At 67.0% G+C, this 15,788-nt stretch carries 15 protein-coding genes, 1 tRNA gene and 1 other RNA gene; 9 read left to right on the top strand and 8 right to left on the bottom strand.

Going from position 1 to position 15,788, the window contains the following annotated elements:
- The first annotated feature begins 31 nt into the window (after positions 1–31).
- From E0L93_RS11650 to E0L93_RS11630, 5 genes are all read left to right on the top strand, one after another.
- Positions 32–385, top strand: a complete 354-nt coding sequence (locus tag E0L93_RS11650; RefSeq protein ID WP_132692106.1) for a hypothetical protein — start codon at positions 32–34, stop codon at positions 383–385.
- A 32-nt stretch (positions 386–417) separates the two neighbouring features.
- Positions 418–827: RNase P RNA component class A (gene rnpB / locus E0L93_RS11645), an RNA gene on the top strand.
- A gap of 141 nt (positions 828–968) precedes the next feature.
- Positions 969–1,745, top strand: coding sequence for a succinate dehydrogenase (locus E0L93_RS11640; RefSeq protein ID WP_132692104.1), 777 nt, complete (start codon positions 969–971; stop codon positions 1,743–1,745).
- Positions 1,746–1,755: 10 nt separating this feature from the next.
- Positions 1,756–3,477, top strand: a complete 1,722-nt coding sequence (locus E0L93_RS11635) for an FAD-dependent oxidoreductase (RefSeq protein ID WP_207890463.1) — start codon at positions 1,756–1,758, stop codon at positions 3,475–3,477.
- Positions 3,478–4,260 (top strand): succinate dehydrogenase/fumarate reductase iron-sulfur subunit, encoded by a 783-nt coding sequence (locus tag E0L93_RS11630; protein WP_132692100.1) that lies wholly within the window; start codon positions 3,478–3,480, stop codon positions 4,258–4,260.
- Between the two features lie 21 nt (positions 4,261–4,281).
- Here the strand turns inward: E0L93_RS11630 and E0L93_RS11625 are convergent.
- Positions 4,282–4,354 (bottom strand) — tRNA-Gly (locus E0L93_RS11625).
- A 43-nt stretch (positions 4,355–4,397) separates the two neighbouring features.
- On the bottom strand, positions 4,398–5,045 hold the full coding sequence (locus E0L93_RS11620; RefSeq protein ID WP_132692098.1) for a flavoprotein: 648 nt from the start codon (positions 5,043–5,045) through the stop codon (positions 4,398–4,400).
- Here E0L93_RS11620 and E0L93_RS11615 point away from each other — a divergent pair.
- Positions 5,035–5,793, top strand: coding sequence for an SDR family oxidoreductase (locus E0L93_RS11615; protein WP_207890454.1), 759 nt, complete (start codon positions 5,035–5,037; stop codon positions 5,791–5,793). The genes E0L93_RS11620 and E0L93_RS11615 overlap by 11 nt on opposite strands.
- 1 nt (position 5,794) lies before the next feature.
- Positions 5,795–6,427 (top strand): hypothetical protein, encoded by a 633-nt coding sequence (locus E0L93_RS11610; RefSeq protein ID WP_132692094.1) that lies wholly within the window; start codon positions 5,795–5,797, stop codon positions 6,425–6,427.
- Here E0L93_RS11610 and E0L93_RS11605 read toward each other — a convergent pair.
- Both E0L93_RS11605 and E0L93_RS11600 read right to left on the bottom strand, forming a co-directional pair.
- Complete coding sequence (locus tag E0L93_RS11605; protein ID WP_132692092.1) at positions 6,424–6,744, bottom strand: hypothetical protein; 321 nt, start codon at positions 6,742–6,744, stop codon at positions 6,424–6,426. The two genes, E0L93_RS11610 and E0L93_RS11605, sit on opposite strands and share 4 nt — an antisense overlap.
- A 5-nt stretch (positions 6,745–6,749) precedes the next feature.
- Positions 6,750–9,161 (bottom strand): MBL fold metallo-hydrolase, encoded by a 2,412-nt coding sequence (locus tag E0L93_RS11600; protein WP_132692090.1) that lies wholly within the window; start codon positions 9,159–9,161, stop codon positions 6,750–6,752.
- A gap of 121 nt (positions 9,162–9,282) precedes the next feature.
- On the opposite strand from E0L93_RS11600, the gene E0L93_RS11595 reads away from it, so the two are divergent.
- Positions 9,283–9,537 (top strand): hypothetical protein, encoded by a 255-nt coding sequence (locus E0L93_RS11595; protein WP_132692088.1) that lies wholly within the window; start codon positions 9,283–9,285, stop codon positions 9,535–9,537.
- Positions 9,538–9,551: 14 nt separating this feature from the next.
- Positions 9,552–9,797 carry a hypothetical protein gene (locus E0L93_RS11590; protein ID WP_132692086.1) on the top strand — a complete coding sequence of 82 codons (246 nt, stop codon included), beginning with the start codon at positions 9,552–9,554 and terminating at the stop codon, positions 9,795–9,797.
- On the opposite strand, the gene pknB is transcribed toward E0L93_RS11590, so the two are convergent.
- From pknB to E0L93_RS11570, 4 genes are read right to left on the bottom strand one after another with little or no spacing between them, the layout of a single operon-like run.
- Positions 9,781–11,886, bottom strand: coding sequence for a Stk1 family PASTA domain-containing Ser/Thr kinase (pknB, locus tag E0L93_RS11585; RefSeq protein ID WP_132692084.1), 2,106 nt, complete (start codon positions 11,884–11,886; stop codon positions 9,781–9,783). The genes E0L93_RS11590 and pknB overlap by 17 nt on opposite strands.
- An 18-nt stretch (positions 11,887–11,904) precedes the next feature.
- Positions 11,905–13,335 (bottom strand): peptidoglycan D,D-transpeptidase FtsI family protein, encoded by a 1,431-nt coding sequence (locus E0L93_RS11580; RefSeq protein WP_132692082.1) that lies wholly within the window; start codon positions 13,333–13,335, stop codon positions 11,905–11,907.
- Positions 13,332–14,621: an FtsW/RodA/SpoVE family cell cycle protein gene (locus E0L93_RS11575; RefSeq protein ID WP_132692080.1), complete on the bottom strand. Its 1,290-nt coding sequence runs from the start codon at positions 14,619–14,621 to the stop codon at positions 13,332–13,334. Before E0L93_RS11575 ends, E0L93_RS11580 begins: the two co-directional genes overlap by 4 nt.
- Positions 14,622–14,628: 7 nt before the next feature.
- On the bottom strand, positions 14,629–15,786 hold the full coding sequence (locus E0L93_RS11570; protein WP_132692078.1) for a Stp1/IreP family PP2C-type Ser/Thr phosphatase: 1,158 nt from the start codon (positions 15,784–15,786) through the stop codon (positions 14,629–14,631).
- Positions 15,787–15,788 lie beyond the last annotated feature (2 nt).

Here is a 15,788-nt window from a genome sequence, read left to right as displayed (position 1 = left end):
CGATGTAAGGCTAGTGGAAAGTGGAAGGGTTATGGGAATAAACCAGAGGGTTTCGCTCAGGAAGTTCGTAGACGACATCCGGCGCTGGGTAGAGGAGGGGAAGAGCGACGAGTGGATAGCCAGTGCGTTGGGGACGAGTGCGTCCTCTGTGCAGTCTTTCCGGTCGCGCAATGGGATCTACCGCAGGGATGCCGGTTCGGCGCTGCACGATCCGAAGGAGTACAGTTCCTACGAGGGGGTTCTGGACTGTGAGGAGGGGCGGTGGGGGGTGTGGTTCGATCCCGAGGTGCAGGAGGATCCTTACTGGACTCGCCGCTGGGAGAGGGTGCGGGAGGTGGAGGTTCACGTAACCCCAAGACGCATCGTCTTACTCCGCCGCAAGTAGATCGCGCGGTATAATCAGGGGATGGAAAACGCCCGGCCGTCCGGCCCGCCGCTGTGCCCGCCTCCGGCGGGTGCAGAGGAAAGTCCGGACTCGCGAGGGCCCGGGTGGAGACATCCGGGTCCGGAAAGGCCGCTCAGGCTAACAACCTGAGGGGCGGTGTGGCGCAAGCCCGCCGCCACGTCAAGTGCAACAGAGAGTAGACCAGCCGATGGCCCGGGGGAGTTTCCCTGGGCACAGGTGATGGGTGAAAGGGTGGGGTAAGAGCCCACCGGCGGTATCCCGTGAGGGACCGGCCAGGTAAACTACCGGTGCGAGCAAGCCAAATTGTCCGGAAGATTCCGGACTGGTAGGCGCGGCCTCTCTCAGAGAGGCCCGGGGGGACGGCCTCCCGGAGATGGATGGCGGGATAGAACAGAATCCGGCTTACGGGGCGGCCGGGCGCTTTCTCTTTTGAGAGGGCTCCGCAGAAACTTTTCACAGCGTTAGGGGTGCGGGTGGTTTATTCTTCACTATCGTCGAGGAATCTTCCCCGAGGGAGAGAGGTGCGTTCTATGGGAGAGGCATCGAGGGAGCGTGATCCGGTTTGAGTCTGGCAGCCATCACATCGGCCATCAACCGGCGGTTGCCGTGGTGGGCCGGTCCGATAGCCATCGTCACGGCGCTCACGCTGTTCACCTTCTACTCGCTGTGGGTGGTGTTCTTTCAGTCGCACGCTGCGACGTACCAGACCCCTGAAGGTATAAACTACCTGTCACCCTTCTACTCGCCCTACATACCCAGCCCGTGGGAGTGGCTCTCGCCGGCGGTCTTCATCCTGTGGATTCCGCTCGGCTTCCGGGCAACCTGCTACTACTACCGCAAGGCATACTACCGGGCCTTCTTCTGGGACCCTCCGGCATGCTCGGACGATGCTCAGAGAAAGGAGCCCCGCGAGCCCGAGAGCTACCGGGGCGAGCGGGCCGCGCCCTGGATCTTCAACAACATTCACCGCTACTTCTTCTACGGTTCGATCATAATCGTCACGTTTCTCGCCATAGAGGCGGTCTTGGCGATGTTCCCGGTGGATGGCGGGTTCGCGCTGCCGCTGGGGGCTCTGATCCTGCTGATCAACGCGATCCTGCTCGGCGGATACACCTTCGGCTGTCACTCATTCAGGCATCTGATCGGAGGCCGGCTGGATTGCTACTCTTGCTTTAAGGGCGGCGGTGCGCTGCGCAAGCTCTACAAGGGGGTCAGCAAGCTGAACGCCCGGCACGCGACCTGGGCCTGGGCCAGCCTGTTCTCGGTGGTGTTCGCGGACATCTACCTGAGGTTGGTCATAGCCCAGATCATAAGCGACCCGATACTCTTCCGGATCTGAGGTTTTGAGCATGGAGAGGCACGACACGGTTGAGCACGACATCCTGGTGATCGGGGCCGGCGGGGCCGGTCTGCGGGCGGCGATCGAGGCTGCCGAGCGGGGGCTTTCGGTCGGGATCGTCTGCAAGTCGCTGCTGGGCAAGGCGCACACGATCATGGCCGAGGGTGGGATCGCGGCGGCCATGGGTAACGTGGACCCGGACGACAGCTGGGAGACCCACTTCAAGGACACGATGAAGAGCGGGAAGTTCATCAACAACTGGCGGATGGCTGAGATATTCGCCAAGGAGGCTCCCGACCGGGTCTACGAGCTTGAGGAGTGGGGCGGTCTCTTCGACCGCACGCCGGACGGCAGGATCATGCAGCGTCCGTTCGGCGCGCACACCTACCGCCGGCTCTGTCACGTCGGGGACCGCACGGGGCTGGAGCTGATCCGGACGCTGCAAGACAAGGTGCTGCACACCGGGGCTGAGGTCTACATGGAGACCACAATCACGAGGCTCCTGAAGGACGGCGAGCGGGTGGTCGGGGCTCTCGGCTACGTGCGGGAGACCGGGCGCTTCGTTCACTTCAAGGCCCCGGCCGTGATCATGGCCACCGGGGGGTGGGGCCGGATCTACAAGGTGACCTCCAACTCCTGGGAGGGGACCGGCGACGGCGTGATACTGGCCTACGAGGCCGGAGCCGAGCTTGTGGACATGGAGATGGTGCAGTTCCACCCCACGGGCATGGTATGGCCGCCCGGGGTGCGGGGCATACTCGTCACCGAGGGGGTTCGCGGCGAGGGCGGGATTCTCAAGAACTCCAGGGGCGAGCGCTACATGGAGCGCTACGACCCCGAGAAGATGGAGCTCTCCTCGCGCGACGTCGTGGCCCGCGCCAACTACACCGAGGTCGAGCAGGGCCGCGGCAGCGAGCACGGCGGCGTCTATCTGGACATAACACATCTGGGGCCCGAGAAGATAAAGAAGAAGCTCCCCACCATGTACGAGCAGTTCCTCAAGCTGGCGGACGTGGACATAACCAGGGAGCCGATGGAGGTCTACCCGACCATCCACTACACGATGGGCGGGGTCCGGGTGGAGGCCGAGACCGGGGCGACCACGGTTCCCGGGCTCTTCGCCGCCGGTGAGGTCGCCGGCGGGCTGCACGGGGCCAACCGGCTCGGCGGGAACTCGCTCTCGGACCTGCTCGTCTTCGGCCGGCGGGCCGGGATCGGGGCCTCGGAGTACGTCAAGGCCAACGGCTACTCGCTGGAGGTGGACGAGGACCAGATCCGGCAGGAGAAGGAGCGGGTCTTAAGGCCCTTCGAGAACCCGGAGGGCGGCGAGAGCCCGTACGCCATCCAGTCCGAGCTGCAGGAGATCATGCAGGAGCACGCCAGCATCATGCGCACCGAGGAGTCGCTCCGGGAGGGGCTGGAAAAGGTGCGGGCGCTCAAGGAGCGCGCGCCGGGGGTACGCATCGAGGGTTCGCGGATGTACAACCCCGGCTGGCACACCGCGCTGGACATCCACTTCATGCTCCAGGTTTCGGAGATCATCCTCATGTCCGCGCTGGAGCGCCGCGAGCAGCGCGGGGCGCAGTGGCGGCTGGATCATGAGGGGCTGGACGAGGAGCTCGGAAAGGTGAACTTCGTCGCCCGCAAGGGGAGCGACGGAGAGGTCGAGATCACGACCCGTGAGATAGAGCCCATGCCGGAACATCTCTCCCGGCTTTTTGAGGAGGACTGAATGGAGAGCAGCCAGCACCGGGGCGCGAGCCCCGAGACGCAGAAGACGGTGAGGATAAACATCTACCGGGGCGACGCCGAGGGCGGTGAGTTCGTGGAGTACGATGTACCGCTGGTGGAGGGAATGGTGGTACTGGACGCCGTCCTCTACGTCCAGGCTCACATCTCCCCCGATCTGGCCGTACGCTGGAATTGCAAGGCCGCGCACTGCGGCTCCTGCGGCGGCGAGGTGAACGGCCGGCCCAAGCTGCTGTGTAAGACCCGGGTGGACGACTACGAGGGCGAGGAGATAAGGGTGAGCCCCATGCGGGCGTTCCCCCTGATCAAGGACCTCGTCACCGACGTCTCCTGGAACTACGAGGTCGCCCGCTCCATACCGGAGTTCAAGCCGGCGGAGAAGGCCCCGTTCACCATGTACGAGGAGGACGTAGAGAGGCTATATGAGCCCAAGCGGTGCATCGAGTGCTTCCTCTGCCAGGACGTGTGCCACGTGCTGCGCAGCCATCACAAGCACCCGGCGTTCGCCGGCCCGCGGTTCTTCGCCAAGATCCAGAGCCTCGAGATGCACCCGATGGACACCGGCCACCGGACGGAGTACCTCAAGGAGGGCCGGGGCGGCATTGGATTCTGCAACATCACCAAGTGCTGTACCGAGGTCTGCCCGGAGCACATCAACATCACGGACAACTCCATCATCCCGCTCAAGGAACGGGTCGTCGGGGATTACTACGACCCGGCCAAGTGGTTGATGCGCAAGATCCGGGGCCGCAGGAACGGAGAGTAGAGGGCCTCAGCAAGAAAAGAGAGCGGACGACGGGCTTCGAACCCGCGACCTCCAGCTTGGGAAGCTGGCGCTCTACCAACTGAGCTACGTCCGCAACCGGCCTCTATTGTACCACTGCGGGCGGGCGTCCGGCCAGTTCAGGAGGCCAGGGCTCTCTTTACCGCTTCCAAAATCTCTTCTTCCGCTGCCAGACGCCCCGGACCGGTGCCTTCTTCTTCCGAAGCCAGCGCGCCCTCGGCCGGGCCGACGAACTGATGGCCCCAGGACTTCAGGGTCTTCAGGTTGCGCCGGGTCGCGGGGTGGAACCACATCTCGGTGTTCATCGCCGGGGCCCAGAGCACCTTTCTGACCCCGGCCAGGATGGTCGCGGAGAGCAGGTCGTCTCCGAGCCCGATCGCGGCCCGCGCCAGCGCGTCCGCGGTCGCCGGGGCGACGAGCAGCAAGTCCGCCCAGCGTGCCAGGGTGATGTGCTCGATCCTGCCGGACTCCTCCCACCAGGTGCGCTCGGTGTGGATGGGCCCTCCGGCCGCTATCGCGAGGGTCTCCTCGGGTATGAAGCGGAGGGCGGCCTCTGTGGCGATCACCTTCACCCCGCATCCCCGTTCGCGCAGCCGCCGGATGACGTTCGGAGCCTTGTAGGCGGCTATACCGCCCGTCACCCCGACGAGTATCTTCTTCGCCTCCACGCCCGTAAGTGTAAAGTATGGCGCTCCTTCAGGCGGTCCCGGCTTGCTATCATGGACGGTTGTGACGGAGAGCGGCTTCAGAGGCAGGGTGGCGGTCATCACGGGGGCTTCGAGCGGGATCGGGGAGGCGACGGCGCTCGCCCTCTCCCGCCGGGGCGCGGCGGTGGTCCTCTCCGCACGCGACGAGGAGAGGCTCCGATTTGCGGAGCGCGAGGTTCTGGCCGCGGGCGGCGAGGCGCTGGTGGTTCCGGCGGACCTCTCCCGCGCGGGAGCGGCCCGGGAGCTGGCGGAGAGGACGGTGGAGCGGTTCGGGCGGCTGGACATCCTCGTAAACAACGCCGGGGTGGGGCTCTCGGGCAGGATCGGCGAGCTGCGGATGGAGGACCTCCGCTACGTCTTCGACGTGAACCTCTTCGGGGCGGTGAGCTGCATCCAGGCCGCGCTGCCGCACATGCGCCCGGGCGGCAGCATAGTAAACGTCTCGTCCGTGATCGGGAAGCGCTCGATCCCCAAGCGGGGTGGATACTGCGCCGCCAAGTTCGCCCTGAACGCCGTATCTGACGCCCTGCGGGTCGAGCTCGCCGGCCGGGGGATAGCGGTCACCACCGTCTACCCCGGCACCACCCGCACCCGATTCTCCGAGAACTCCCTGCGCACCGGGGACGAGAAGAGGGGCTGGCGGCCGCGGGGAGTTCCTCCGGAGAAGGTGGCCGAAAGGATAGTGCGCGCGATCGAGCGCCGGGAGCGGGACGCCTACGTGACGCTCTACGACCGCCTCTTCGTCGCGCTGGCGACGCTCGCGCCGGGACCGGCCGACCGCGCCCTTGAGCGGTGGGTGGGGAGCTAGGATGGCGAGCTTCGAGGAGAACGCCCTGGCCCGGCTCCGGCGCTACCGGCGGGCGGCCGACGAGACGGTGCGGCTGGTGGGTGAGGTGGAGCGCGCCGCCCGCCGGTTCGCCGGACGCCTCTTCGGCGGGCTGGAGTATACGGCCACTCTGGCGCGCCGGGCGGGGTTCGACGGCCTGAGGACTGAGCGCGTCGGGGACGCGCTGAGGGTGGAGGTTGCGGTGCGGCCGGGGATGGAGAGCTCGGCCCTCTTCGGACTCGTTCCGGGGGCCGCGGCCGAAACGGAGGAGACCCTGATGCACGAAGAGCTCTCCGGCTGGCCCGAGCATCCCGGCGGCTACTCTGCCAGGGTACTCGGGTGGTCGAGCGCGGCGGGGGAGAGGCCGTGCCAGATCTTCGCCGTCTACCGGGACGGGGTGTGGAAGACGGACGGGCTCTTCGTCATCCGCTCGCGGGGACACCTCGGCGATCCGGACGAGGTGATGAGAGGCTTCTGCCTGCGCATTCTGGGCCGGATCATAGACCTCGCGGCGCTCACGGAGGGAGCGGGGCGCCGCTGGACGGACGGGGAGTTCCCGCCGGAGGATTACCTGAGGGGCACAAAACCCCCTACGGACCTTCGCTGGCCGCGCTAGCCTGCGAACTCCCGCACCGAGCGGACCGCGTACCCGCCCTCTACGGGATCCAGCAGGTTGTGCCGGACGAGCTCTTGCAGCGCGTTCGCTATCTCCTCGTCGGTGGAGCCCTTAAGAGCGCCCCGCAGATCCTGGCGGTTGATCTCCCCGTGCCCCAGAAACGAGCACAGGGCGGCGTACAGCACGCGGCCGGCGGGGGAGAGGGGGAGCTGCCAGATCTCCGGCTCGTACCAGAAATCCCCCGCCCCCGCCGCGCTCTCCGGACGCTCCGGGCGGCGGTCCTCCAGCCGGGTTACCTCCGGGATTACGCCCGCCATCCCTACTACAGTATCGTGCGCACGGTCTCGCCCACGGCCGGGGTGTAGATCTTGTGGTTCGGTGCCAGCCGGTGGGCCAGATCGTTTATCCTGCGCCGCGAGCCGTGGACCAGGATCACCTGCCGGGGCATGAGCCGCTCGGTTATCTGCACGAGCTCGTCCTGCGTGCAGTGGGCCGCGAAGCTCACGCGCTCCACCTGCCATCCGGCGCCGCTCTCTTCACCCGCCCGGAACGCTCCGTAAGAGGCCTCGGCGTTGGACGGCAGGATCACGGCATTCTTCGGGTCGTTCTGCAGGTGCCGCCGGTAGAAGGCCGAGGCCCCGCCCTGCATGGTGACCGGCGATGCGATTATGGCGCACGGATTGGCAAGGATGCGTTCGCGGGCCCTGTCATCGTTGGAGACGGCCCGAATGTTCTCGCTGGAGAAGATCTCCCTCGGGTCCGAGAGATGCAGGTACGGCTTCAGGTAGCCGATCTGTTCGGCGTAGAGCCGCTCGGAGGTGGTCACCACCGAGCCGTCCACGTAGATGAAAGCCTCGCTGTCCAGGCCGAACTCCCTGCTGTGGTGCTTGAGTCCGAGGATGATCTCCTGCGCCTGACCCAGCGCGTAGGTCGGGATGAGAACCGTGCCGCCCCGGCCCGTGACCTCGTTTATGACCCGGATCATCTTCCGGATGGACTCGGAGAACGGCTGGTGCTGCCGGTCGGCGAGTGTGGCCTCCATGATGAGCAGATCTATGTTCTTTACCTCCGGCAGGCGCGCCGAAGGGATGGAGAAGTGATCCTCAAGACAGATGTCTCCGGTGTGAAAGGCCATCGCCGACCCGGACCTGAGCAGCACGCTCGCCGCTCCCAGAATGTGCCCGCTCTCCGTGAGGGTCACCTCCGCACCCCCGATCTTCACCGGCTCCCCGAACGGTACCGGCCTGAGCTGCTGCTGCACCCGGCGGATGGAGGCCCCGCCCGAGAGCGACCCGCCCATCGCCGCGTGGTCGTTGAGCGCCGAGATGATGAGCCTGGCCGACGGCGGCGTGCAGTAGATGGGAAGCTCCGGATGCTGCTGACACAGGAGCGGCAGCGCCCCGCAGTGGTCCAGGTGTGCGTGGGTTATTATCGCGGCGTCCAGTTCGCCCAGATCCCGGAAGTCCGGAGCCACGATGCCCCGCCCGTCCGGCTTTATGCCCGCGTCAACGAGAACGCGGGTCGAGCCGAAGTCTATAAAGTGGCTGCTGCCGCCGACCTCTCCCGCTCCTCCGAGCGCCCGGAAGGCGAGCGTAGGCCTCGCCCCCACGCTCACCTCCGGGGCGGCCGCTTTTCCCCGGACCGCCGGTGCTTCCCCGACCTCTTCATCCGGCCCGGACGGCTCTCCGCTGCCTCCGGAGGCGAATTCTCCCCGGGCCCGTACCACTTCGCTCATGAGCTCCAGCAGGCGTGCCGTCCGGGCCGCGTCTTCCAGGGTGTCGGGTATGGCCCGGATCTCGTTCTTTACGGCCCGCATCAGCAGGTTGCCGAAGCTCTCGTCCGTGAAGCGGGCCTGCTCGAGCGCACGCCGCTCCCGCACGACCCGGTTCAGCTCTTCGTGCATCTCCTCCAGCCGGCGGGCCGCGGCCGAATACTGCTGACGCTCCCGCTTCAGCACCCGGTTGAGATGCTCGACCTCGTCCTCCAGCTCGGAGAGCCGGCCGCGGAGCCGCTCCCGCAGCTCCTCGGCGGCCGCGATCCGCTCCTCAGCTTTGCGGCTCTTGGAGAGAACGTCGTTGCGCTCGCTCTGAAGCTCCTCCAGACCCCGCTGCAGGGATGCAGCCCGCTCGTCGGCCGCCCGCGCCGCGAACGTCAACCGCTCGTTCTCACGCCGGAGCTTCTCCAGCTCCCCCTCCAGCTCGCTCAGCCGGGCATCCCTGTGCGCCTGCCGCTCAGCTTTCCGGTTCTCCTCCTTCCACATCTCTATGAGCCGGGCTATGAGCCCAGGGTCGACCTCCTCCTCACCGCTGATGGCGGCGTAGATGAGCCCCTCCGTGGTGTGAGCTCGTGCAAGCCCCTCCAGCTTCTCCTCGGAGAGATCCTCCACGGCCGCCAGCGTCTCGGAAGGGATCTGCTCGTGAATAGCCGTCCGGAAAGCCCTCCACGCCGCAGGCTCGTTCAGCACCCGGCGGGCGATGCTCTTGATGATCTTCTGACTCCCAGACCTGCGCGTCAGAGCGTCGGCCCGGATGGCCGGAGGGAGCAACACCTCGTCCAGCCCGGGTACGCTCTTGCACAGCTCGGCCAGCGCCCGGCGGGTGTCTAGCCGCCCGAGACGGCGGAGTATGAGCTCCTCCGGAAACCCCTCCGGCGGCAGACTCGGCTGCGTTTCTTCGGTGTTTGCAGGGGTTTCATCCTCTTCAATTCTGTCTTCTCTGGGTATAGGATCTGACACAGCGACTCCTTTCCGATGTGTTATTTTCGCTTCTAATACCCTTCATCTCTCTCAAATTCTATCATGGGGGTGGTCGGGCTCCGCCGGGCGGGAGGCGGCGTCATCTTATAAACTGGTCGTCATGAGCGATTCTACGCTGAGACTCCGGGCTTACTCGCCGGGGCGGTACAACATTCTGATCGTCGAGCCGGCATCCGGCGGGCTCCGGGCGGTCTACGCCGAGACGGGCTACGATCTGGAGCGTTCGAAGCCGGTCGAGGAGCGCTGGATGTACGAAAATGCCATCGGGCGCCACGAGTTCGCGGAGGTAAGGCCACCGCGAAGCGTCCCCGCCTCCGGTCTGCGCGAGTACGTGGAGCGGGAGCTGAGGGATTGACCCTTCCGGGAGGGGTGACCGGCAGGCTGTCCTCGAATCCCCGGATCCGGTGCGAGCCGCGGGACTTTCTGGACCTGCTCTCGCATCTCGGGCCGCATGAGGCGCCCCCGATCTTCTACACCGAGGGTGCCGGGGGCATGCGCAGCTTCTACCTGTTCGGCGCGGGATACACCGTGGTGACCGAGAGCGACTCGGAGAACTTCATCTCCCGGCTCAGAGACGTATCCGCCATAGTCCGCGCGGTCAGCGTGGAGATCTAGTCCCCCCCTCCGCGGTTCGGTTGCCGCCGGGCCGGCCGGTGTTGTCGTTGCCGCCGGGCTGGCCGCCACCCCTGCCGGGCTGGCCGGTGTTGTCGTTGCCGCCGGGCTGGCCGGCGTTGTCGTTGTCGTCATCATCATCGTCATCACCGGGGCGGGGTGTGGGGCCGGCGGAGTCGTCATCATCGTCGTCCGGGGGGGCGGGGCTCTGCGCCGGGGCTCCCGAGCTCACGATCAGGGTCACGACCGTCCCTTCGGGGACTTCGGAGCCGGCCGAGGGGTTGGTGCCGATGACGAAGCCCTCCGGGACGCTCGGGTCGGGGCGCTGTATCCCCTGGCTCGCCACCTCCAGGCCGGCGGCCTCCAGGTTGGAGACCGCGGCGCTCGTGCTCTGGCCGGAGACGTCCGGCACGGTCACCGTCTCCGGCTCCTCGGGTCCGGAGCTGACCACGACGTCCACGCTGCTGCCCGGCGGAACCTCGCTGCCCGGTCCCGGGCTCTGGCTCATGATGAGTCCTTCCGGAACGCTGTCGCTCGGCTGCTCGCTCGTGGAGCCCAGCGTGAGTCCGGCACCGGAGAGGGTGCTGCTTGCCTGTGAGACGGTGCTGCCGGAGAGGTCCGGCACCGTCGTCGTCTCCGGTCCGGCGCTCACCACGATGGTGACCGTAGAGCCGAAGAGGGCTTCCTCGCCACCCCGGGGGCTCTGCCGGAAGACCGTACCTTCTGTGGCCTCGTCGGTCTCCTCGGACTGCACGCGCACCCGGAACCCTTCGTCTTCGAGCGTCTGGCGCGCCTCGTCCTCAGGGATGCCCGTCACGTCCGGGACCGGGATCCGGCCGGTGCTGACCGTGACCAGGATCGTCTCGCCCCGCTGGAGCATCTCGCCCGGCGCGGGGTCCTGATCCAGGATCGTATCCTCCGGCTCCCGGCCGCTCTGCCGGTCGTCGACGGTGATGGTGAAGTCCTCGCCGTATTCGGCCCGGGCCTCGTCGAGCGTCATGCCCCGGAGGTCCGGCACTTCGACGGGGGCCTGCTGCTCCTGGAGGCTCTGGATTCCCTGCCAGAGGCTCCAGCCGATGATGCCCAGCAGCACCAGCGCGGCGATTGCGACGAGCCCCATCACGAACGGGAAGAGACCGCGCCGGCGGCGGCCTTCCTCTATCCGGCCGGTCTGCTGCGCTCCGACTCCCACGGGCCGGGTACGGGCGGTCCGCTGCGCGGCGGCCGGGGCCATGATGCGGGTCATCGCCTGCGTGGTCTCTCCCGAGGGCTCGAGCCCGGACTTCACACGCCGCAGGTCCTCTATGAGCTCCCCGGCGCTCCCGTAGCGTTCGGCGGGGTCTTTGGCCATCAGCCGGACGCAGATGGCGTTCAACCCGTCCGGGATCTCCGGGTTTATCTCCTTCGGCGGCCTCAGATGGCCGTTGACGTGCTTCAGAGCAATCCCGATCGGCGTCTCGGCGTCGAACGGCAGCTCGCCGGTGAGCATCTCGTAGAGCACGACCCCTAAAGAGTACAGGTCGCTCCGGGGGGTTGCGCCCTCGCCCATCGCCTGCTCGGGCGAGATGTAGTGTGCGGTGCCCAGGATGGAGCCTGTGCGGGTCATGGTGGAAGAGGAGGCGGCCCGGGCTATGCCGAAGTCCGCCACCTTCACGTCACCGGACTCGGTTATGAGGATGTTGTGCGGCTTGACATCCCGGTGGACGAGTCCCCGCCGGTGTGCCACCTGCAGCGCCTCGGCGATCTGGATCGTGACCTCGGTCGCCACGTCCGGCGGCAGCGGACCTTTCTTGAGAATCCGTTCCTTGAGCGTGCCGCCGGGCAGGTACTCCATGGCGATGTAGTAGGTGTCGTCCTCGGTCTCGCGACGGTCGTAGATAGAGACGATGTTCGGGTGCGAGAGCGCCGCTGCGCTCTGGGCCTCGCGCTTGAACCGCTCCACGAACTCCTCGTCGTCGGCGTAGCGGCGGCTGAGCACCTTGAGGGCGACGTTGCGGTCCAGCACCTCGTCGTGTGCCAGGTAGACATCGGCCATCCCGCCGCTGCCCAGCGGCCGGATGATGTTGTAGCGGTTGTCTATTACCTGCTGCACGGGCTCAGGTTACACTCTTTACCCTTGGTCTTCATTACGGTCCTCCAGATGCGTCCGGATCATGTCCCGCGCTATGGGAAGCGCGGCAGATTCGCCGTCACCGCCGTTCTCCACCAGCACGGCGACCGCGATGGTGGGATCGTCCGCCGGGGCGAATGCGATGAACCAGGAGTGCGGCGGACCGCTGCCGGTCTCGGCCGTGCCGGTCTTGCCGGCTATCTCCACGCCGGGCAGCTGGCCGCTCTGTGCCGTTCCTTCGGTCATGACCAGCTCCATCATCGAGGTGAGCTGCCGGGCTTGCTCGGAGGGCATGACCCGGTTGCGGGTCTGGGGGGTGGCGCGGTCGAGGATGATGCCGTCCTGCGAGCGCACCTCGTTCACGAGCTGCGGCTGCATCATCGTGCCCCCGTTCGCTATGGTAGCGGCCACCAGCGCCATCTCGAAGGTGTTGGTCTGCACCGTGCCCTGGCCGAAGCCGTTGCTCGCCAGCAGGGCGGCGTCCCACTCGGAGGGCGGTTCGCCCAGAGTGCTGGGGGCGACCGGCAGCACGAAGTCCTCGTAGCCGTCTCCGAAGCCGAACTCCAGCGCCTTCTGCGCGAGCGCCTGAGCGCCCACCTCCTCTACGGCGATCTGGGCGAAGATGGTGTTGATCGAGAGCGCCAGCGCGTGCGCGAAGTCCTGGGCTCCGTAGGAGGCGCCGCCGTAGTTGGTCACCCGGAAGCCGCCCGCGGTGTAGCTGCCGGTGTCCACGAAGCTCCGGCTCGGGCTCACCCCGGCTTCGAGCGCGGCGGCGGCCGTGATCACCTTGAAGACCGAGCCCGGGATGTAGAGCCCCTGCGTGGCCCGGTTCAGAAGCGGCGAGTTCTCGGCCCGCTGGAGCTCGGGGAAGGTCTCGTCTATGTTGTTCGGGTCGTAGGACGGATGGGAGACGAGCGCCAGGATCTCACCGGTCTGCGGGTCTATGGCCACCGCCGACCCGCGGCCGGTGGCGCTGGCGGCGAGCCTTTCGTAGGCGAGGCGCTGCAGCTCCGGGTCCAGGGTCAGCTCGACGTTGTTCCCGCCCTGCGGCCGGCCAGAGAGCTGGTTTATCAGTTCGTCGAGGGTGGCCGGCTCGCCCCGGCCGGAGAGCTCGGTGTTCATCCCGATCTCTATCCCGGTCGCCCCGTATCTGGTGCTCCAGTAGCCGACCACCGGGGCGTACACCGCTCCCTCGGGATAGACGCGGTCGTAGGAGTTCTCGCCGCTCGGGACACTGCGGGCCAGGACGGTGCCGTCGCTCGCGGTGATGAGTCCGCGCGGGACCTGCACCTCCCGCTGAGTCTGCAGCCCGTTGTGCGGGTTGTTCGCCAGCGACTCGCGGGCGTAGACCTGCCAGTAGGCGAGCACCCCGATCAGGGCCACGAACATCGCGGTGAACGTGTAGAAGAGGAGCCTCAGCTGCGTGTTCACCGGACCTCCTCTCCGGCCAGCCGCCGGCCGGCCTTCTCGGATATCACGAGCAGCAGCCCGGTGAGGATGAAGTTCCCGACCACCGAGCTCCCGCCGTAGGAGACGAACGGGAGCGTGATCCCGGTCAGCGGGATAGCCTTCGTAACCCCCCCGATGATCACCAGCGTCTGCAGGGCGAACATCACGGTCAGCCCCCCGGCCAGCAGCTTGGAGAAGTCGTCGCCGGAGAGGAGCGCGATCTTCATCCCCCGGTAGACGAAGATGAGGAAGGTCAGCAGGATCGCGGAGGCGCCGAGCAGCCCGAGCTCGGCGGCTATGGCGGAGAAGATGAAGTCCGTGTGCACCTCCGGGATGGTCTGGGAGAAGCCCTCGCCCAGCCCCGTTCCGACTATCCCGCCGTCGGCGATGTTGAAGAGGCTCTGCAGTATCTGGAAGCCCATCAAGTCCGGGTCTGCCCACGGGTCCAACCACGCCGCCACCCGCACCCGCACGTGCGCGAAGAGGTGGTAGCTGATCACGCACCCGATGGCGAAGAGCACGCTCCCTATGCCCACGTACGCCGCCCGGCCCGTGGCCACATAGAGCATCAGGAGCGGCACGGCGAAGAAGAGCAGGCTGCTGCCCAGATCCTTCTCAAAGACGAGCAGCCCGAGCGAGGCGGCCCACACCACCAGAACCGGGCCGAAGTACTTGGGGGAGGGGATCTGAACCCCAAGTACGGTTCTGCTGGTGGCCGCCATCAGATCCCGCTTCTCCGCCAGGTACGCGGCGAAGAAGATGATGAGCCCTATGCGGGCGAACTCCGAGGGCTGGAAGTTGACGGGCCCGATCTGCACCCACAGCCGGGCGCCGTTCACTTCGTACCCGAACGGGGTGAAGGTGAGCATTATCAGGCCGATGGCCAGAAGCGCCAGCAGGTACTTGTACTGCATCAGGCGGTGGTAGTCTCTGAGGAAGACGATCGTGAGCAGCAGGAAGACGCTGCCGGTGAGGATCCAGATCACCTGGCTGATCGCCAGGTCTTCCACGCCCTCGACGCCGTAGGTGAGGCGGTAGATCATGATCAACCCCGTCCCGGTGAGCAGCGTGACCACGGGTATGAGCAGCGCGTCGGAGCGCGGCAGCCAGAGCCGCACGAAGCCGTAGACCCCGATCATCATCCCGGCGTACGCCCCGCCGTAGATTAGCGGCGGGCTGGTCTCCTGCTGCACGGCGAGCAAGATGGCGAACCCCAGCGCCACCGTCGCGAGGGCGAGGAGCATGGGGAGCGTCGCTCTCTGCGCCATACCCGCTCTACTCCTCCCTCAGATCCCTGACCACGGCCTCGGCCCGCTCCCGCGAGTAGAGCCGCCGATCGTCCAGCTGCTGCCGGTACGGCTCGTCTATCTCCGAGACCCGCAGATCCGTGCGCCGCCACTCCTCGTTCAGCCGCAGGCCCAACGGCTCGTACGGGAGCCCCCGGTAAACGACGACCACCCCGTCATCCACGCCCAGGAAGTACCGGCTGCTGCCCCACAGATACGCCGGCATCAGGATGACGCCGACCACCGCCAGCGCCACCAGACCCCGCACCAGCCCCTTCAGGAACCGGAGGGCCGGTCGGGCCTTCTGCTTGCGCCGGGGATTGCCACGCGGACGGGTGCGGGGGATGGGGGGCGGGGGCTCACCCGCCCCGGCGACGCCCGCCATCTCTTCCGTGTCGCCGGAACGATCCCGCCGGATGTCCGGCACCGGGGTCCCCGCGTCTTCCGTGACGTTCGTGACTATCACGGTCACGTTGTCCGCCCCACCGGCCTCCAGCGCCGCCGAGATGAGCCGGCGGGTGGCTATCTCAGGGTCCCGGTTCTCGCGCAGGATGCGCTCTATCTCCCGCTCGGAGATCATGTCCGAAAGCCCGTCGGTGCACAGCAGCAGCCGGTCCCCCGGCCGCACCCGCAGCACGCTCACGTCCACCTCGACCGTCTCCTCGGCGCCCAGAGCCCGCGTGATGAGGTTCTTCTGCGGGTGATCTTGAGCCTGATCCCGGGTTATGTCCCCGCTCCTGATGAGCTCCGCCACCAGCGAGTGGTCTTCGGTCACCGGCTTCAGCTCCCCCTCCTGTACGAGGTACGCCCGCGAGTCGCCCACGTGCGCTATCTCGGCCGTCGGGCCCGAGAACCTGATCGCCACGATCGTCGTGCCCATGCCCTCGTACCGCCGGTCCTGCCGCGCGATGTTGAGGATCTTGCGGTTCGCCCGCCGGATGGCCTCCTCCAGCGAGTCGCCGGGGTCCAACTTCCCGAGCACGTCTATGGCGATGCGGCTCGCCACCTCACCGGCCTCGAACCCGCCGATGCCGTCCGCGACCGCCAGCAGCGAGGGATCCTTCCCGCCACCCAGAAGCAGCGAGTCCTCGTTGTTCTGCCGCACCTTGCCCGGGTCCGTGGCTCCGAAGTACTCCAGAGAGACCACGG

Origin of the sequence: Rubrobacter taiwanensis, from assembly GCF_004337705.1 — a bacterium.
Lineage (GTDB): Bacteria > Actinomycetota > Rubrobacteria > Rubrobacterales > Rubrobacteraceae > Rubrobacter_C > Rubrobacter_C taiwanensis.
The sequence above is the reverse complement of the archived record's forward strand: the minus strand, read 5'-3'. Positions and strand labels throughout refer to the sequence as shown.

Coding starts and splice junctions, on each gene's coding strand:
- E0L93_RS11595 (WP_132692088.1), top strand. CDS start 9,283: ATGAGCGATTCTACGCTGAGACTCCGGGCTTACTCGCCGGGGCGGTAC.
- E0L93_RS11610 (WP_132692094.1), top strand. CDS start 5,795: ATGGCGAGCTTCGAGGAGAACGCCCTGGCCCGGCTCCGGCGCTACCGG.
- E0L93_RS11635 (WP_207890463.1), top strand. CDS start 1,756: ATGGAGAGGCACGACACGGTTGAGCACGACATCCTGGTGATCGGGGCC.
- E0L93_RS11650 (WP_132692106.1), top strand. CDS start 32: ATGGGAATAAACCAGAGGGTTTCGCTCAGGAAGTTCGTAGACGACATC.
- E0L93_RS11620 (WP_132692098.1), bottom strand. CDS start 5,045: ATGACCGCCACCCTGCCTCTGAAGCCGCTCTCCGTCACAACCGTCCAT.
- E0L93_RS11575 (WP_132692080.1), bottom strand. CDS start 14,621: ATGGCGCAGAGAGCGACGCTCCCCATGCTCCTCGCCCTCGCGACGGTG.
- E0L93_RS11605 (WP_132692092.1), bottom strand. CDS start 6,744: ATGGCGGGCGTAATCCCGGAGGTAACCCGGCTGGAGGACCGCCGCCCG.
- E0L93_RS11630 (WP_132692100.1), top strand. CDS start 3,478: ATGGAGAGCAGCCAGCACCGGGGCGCGAGCCCCGAGACGCAGAAGACG.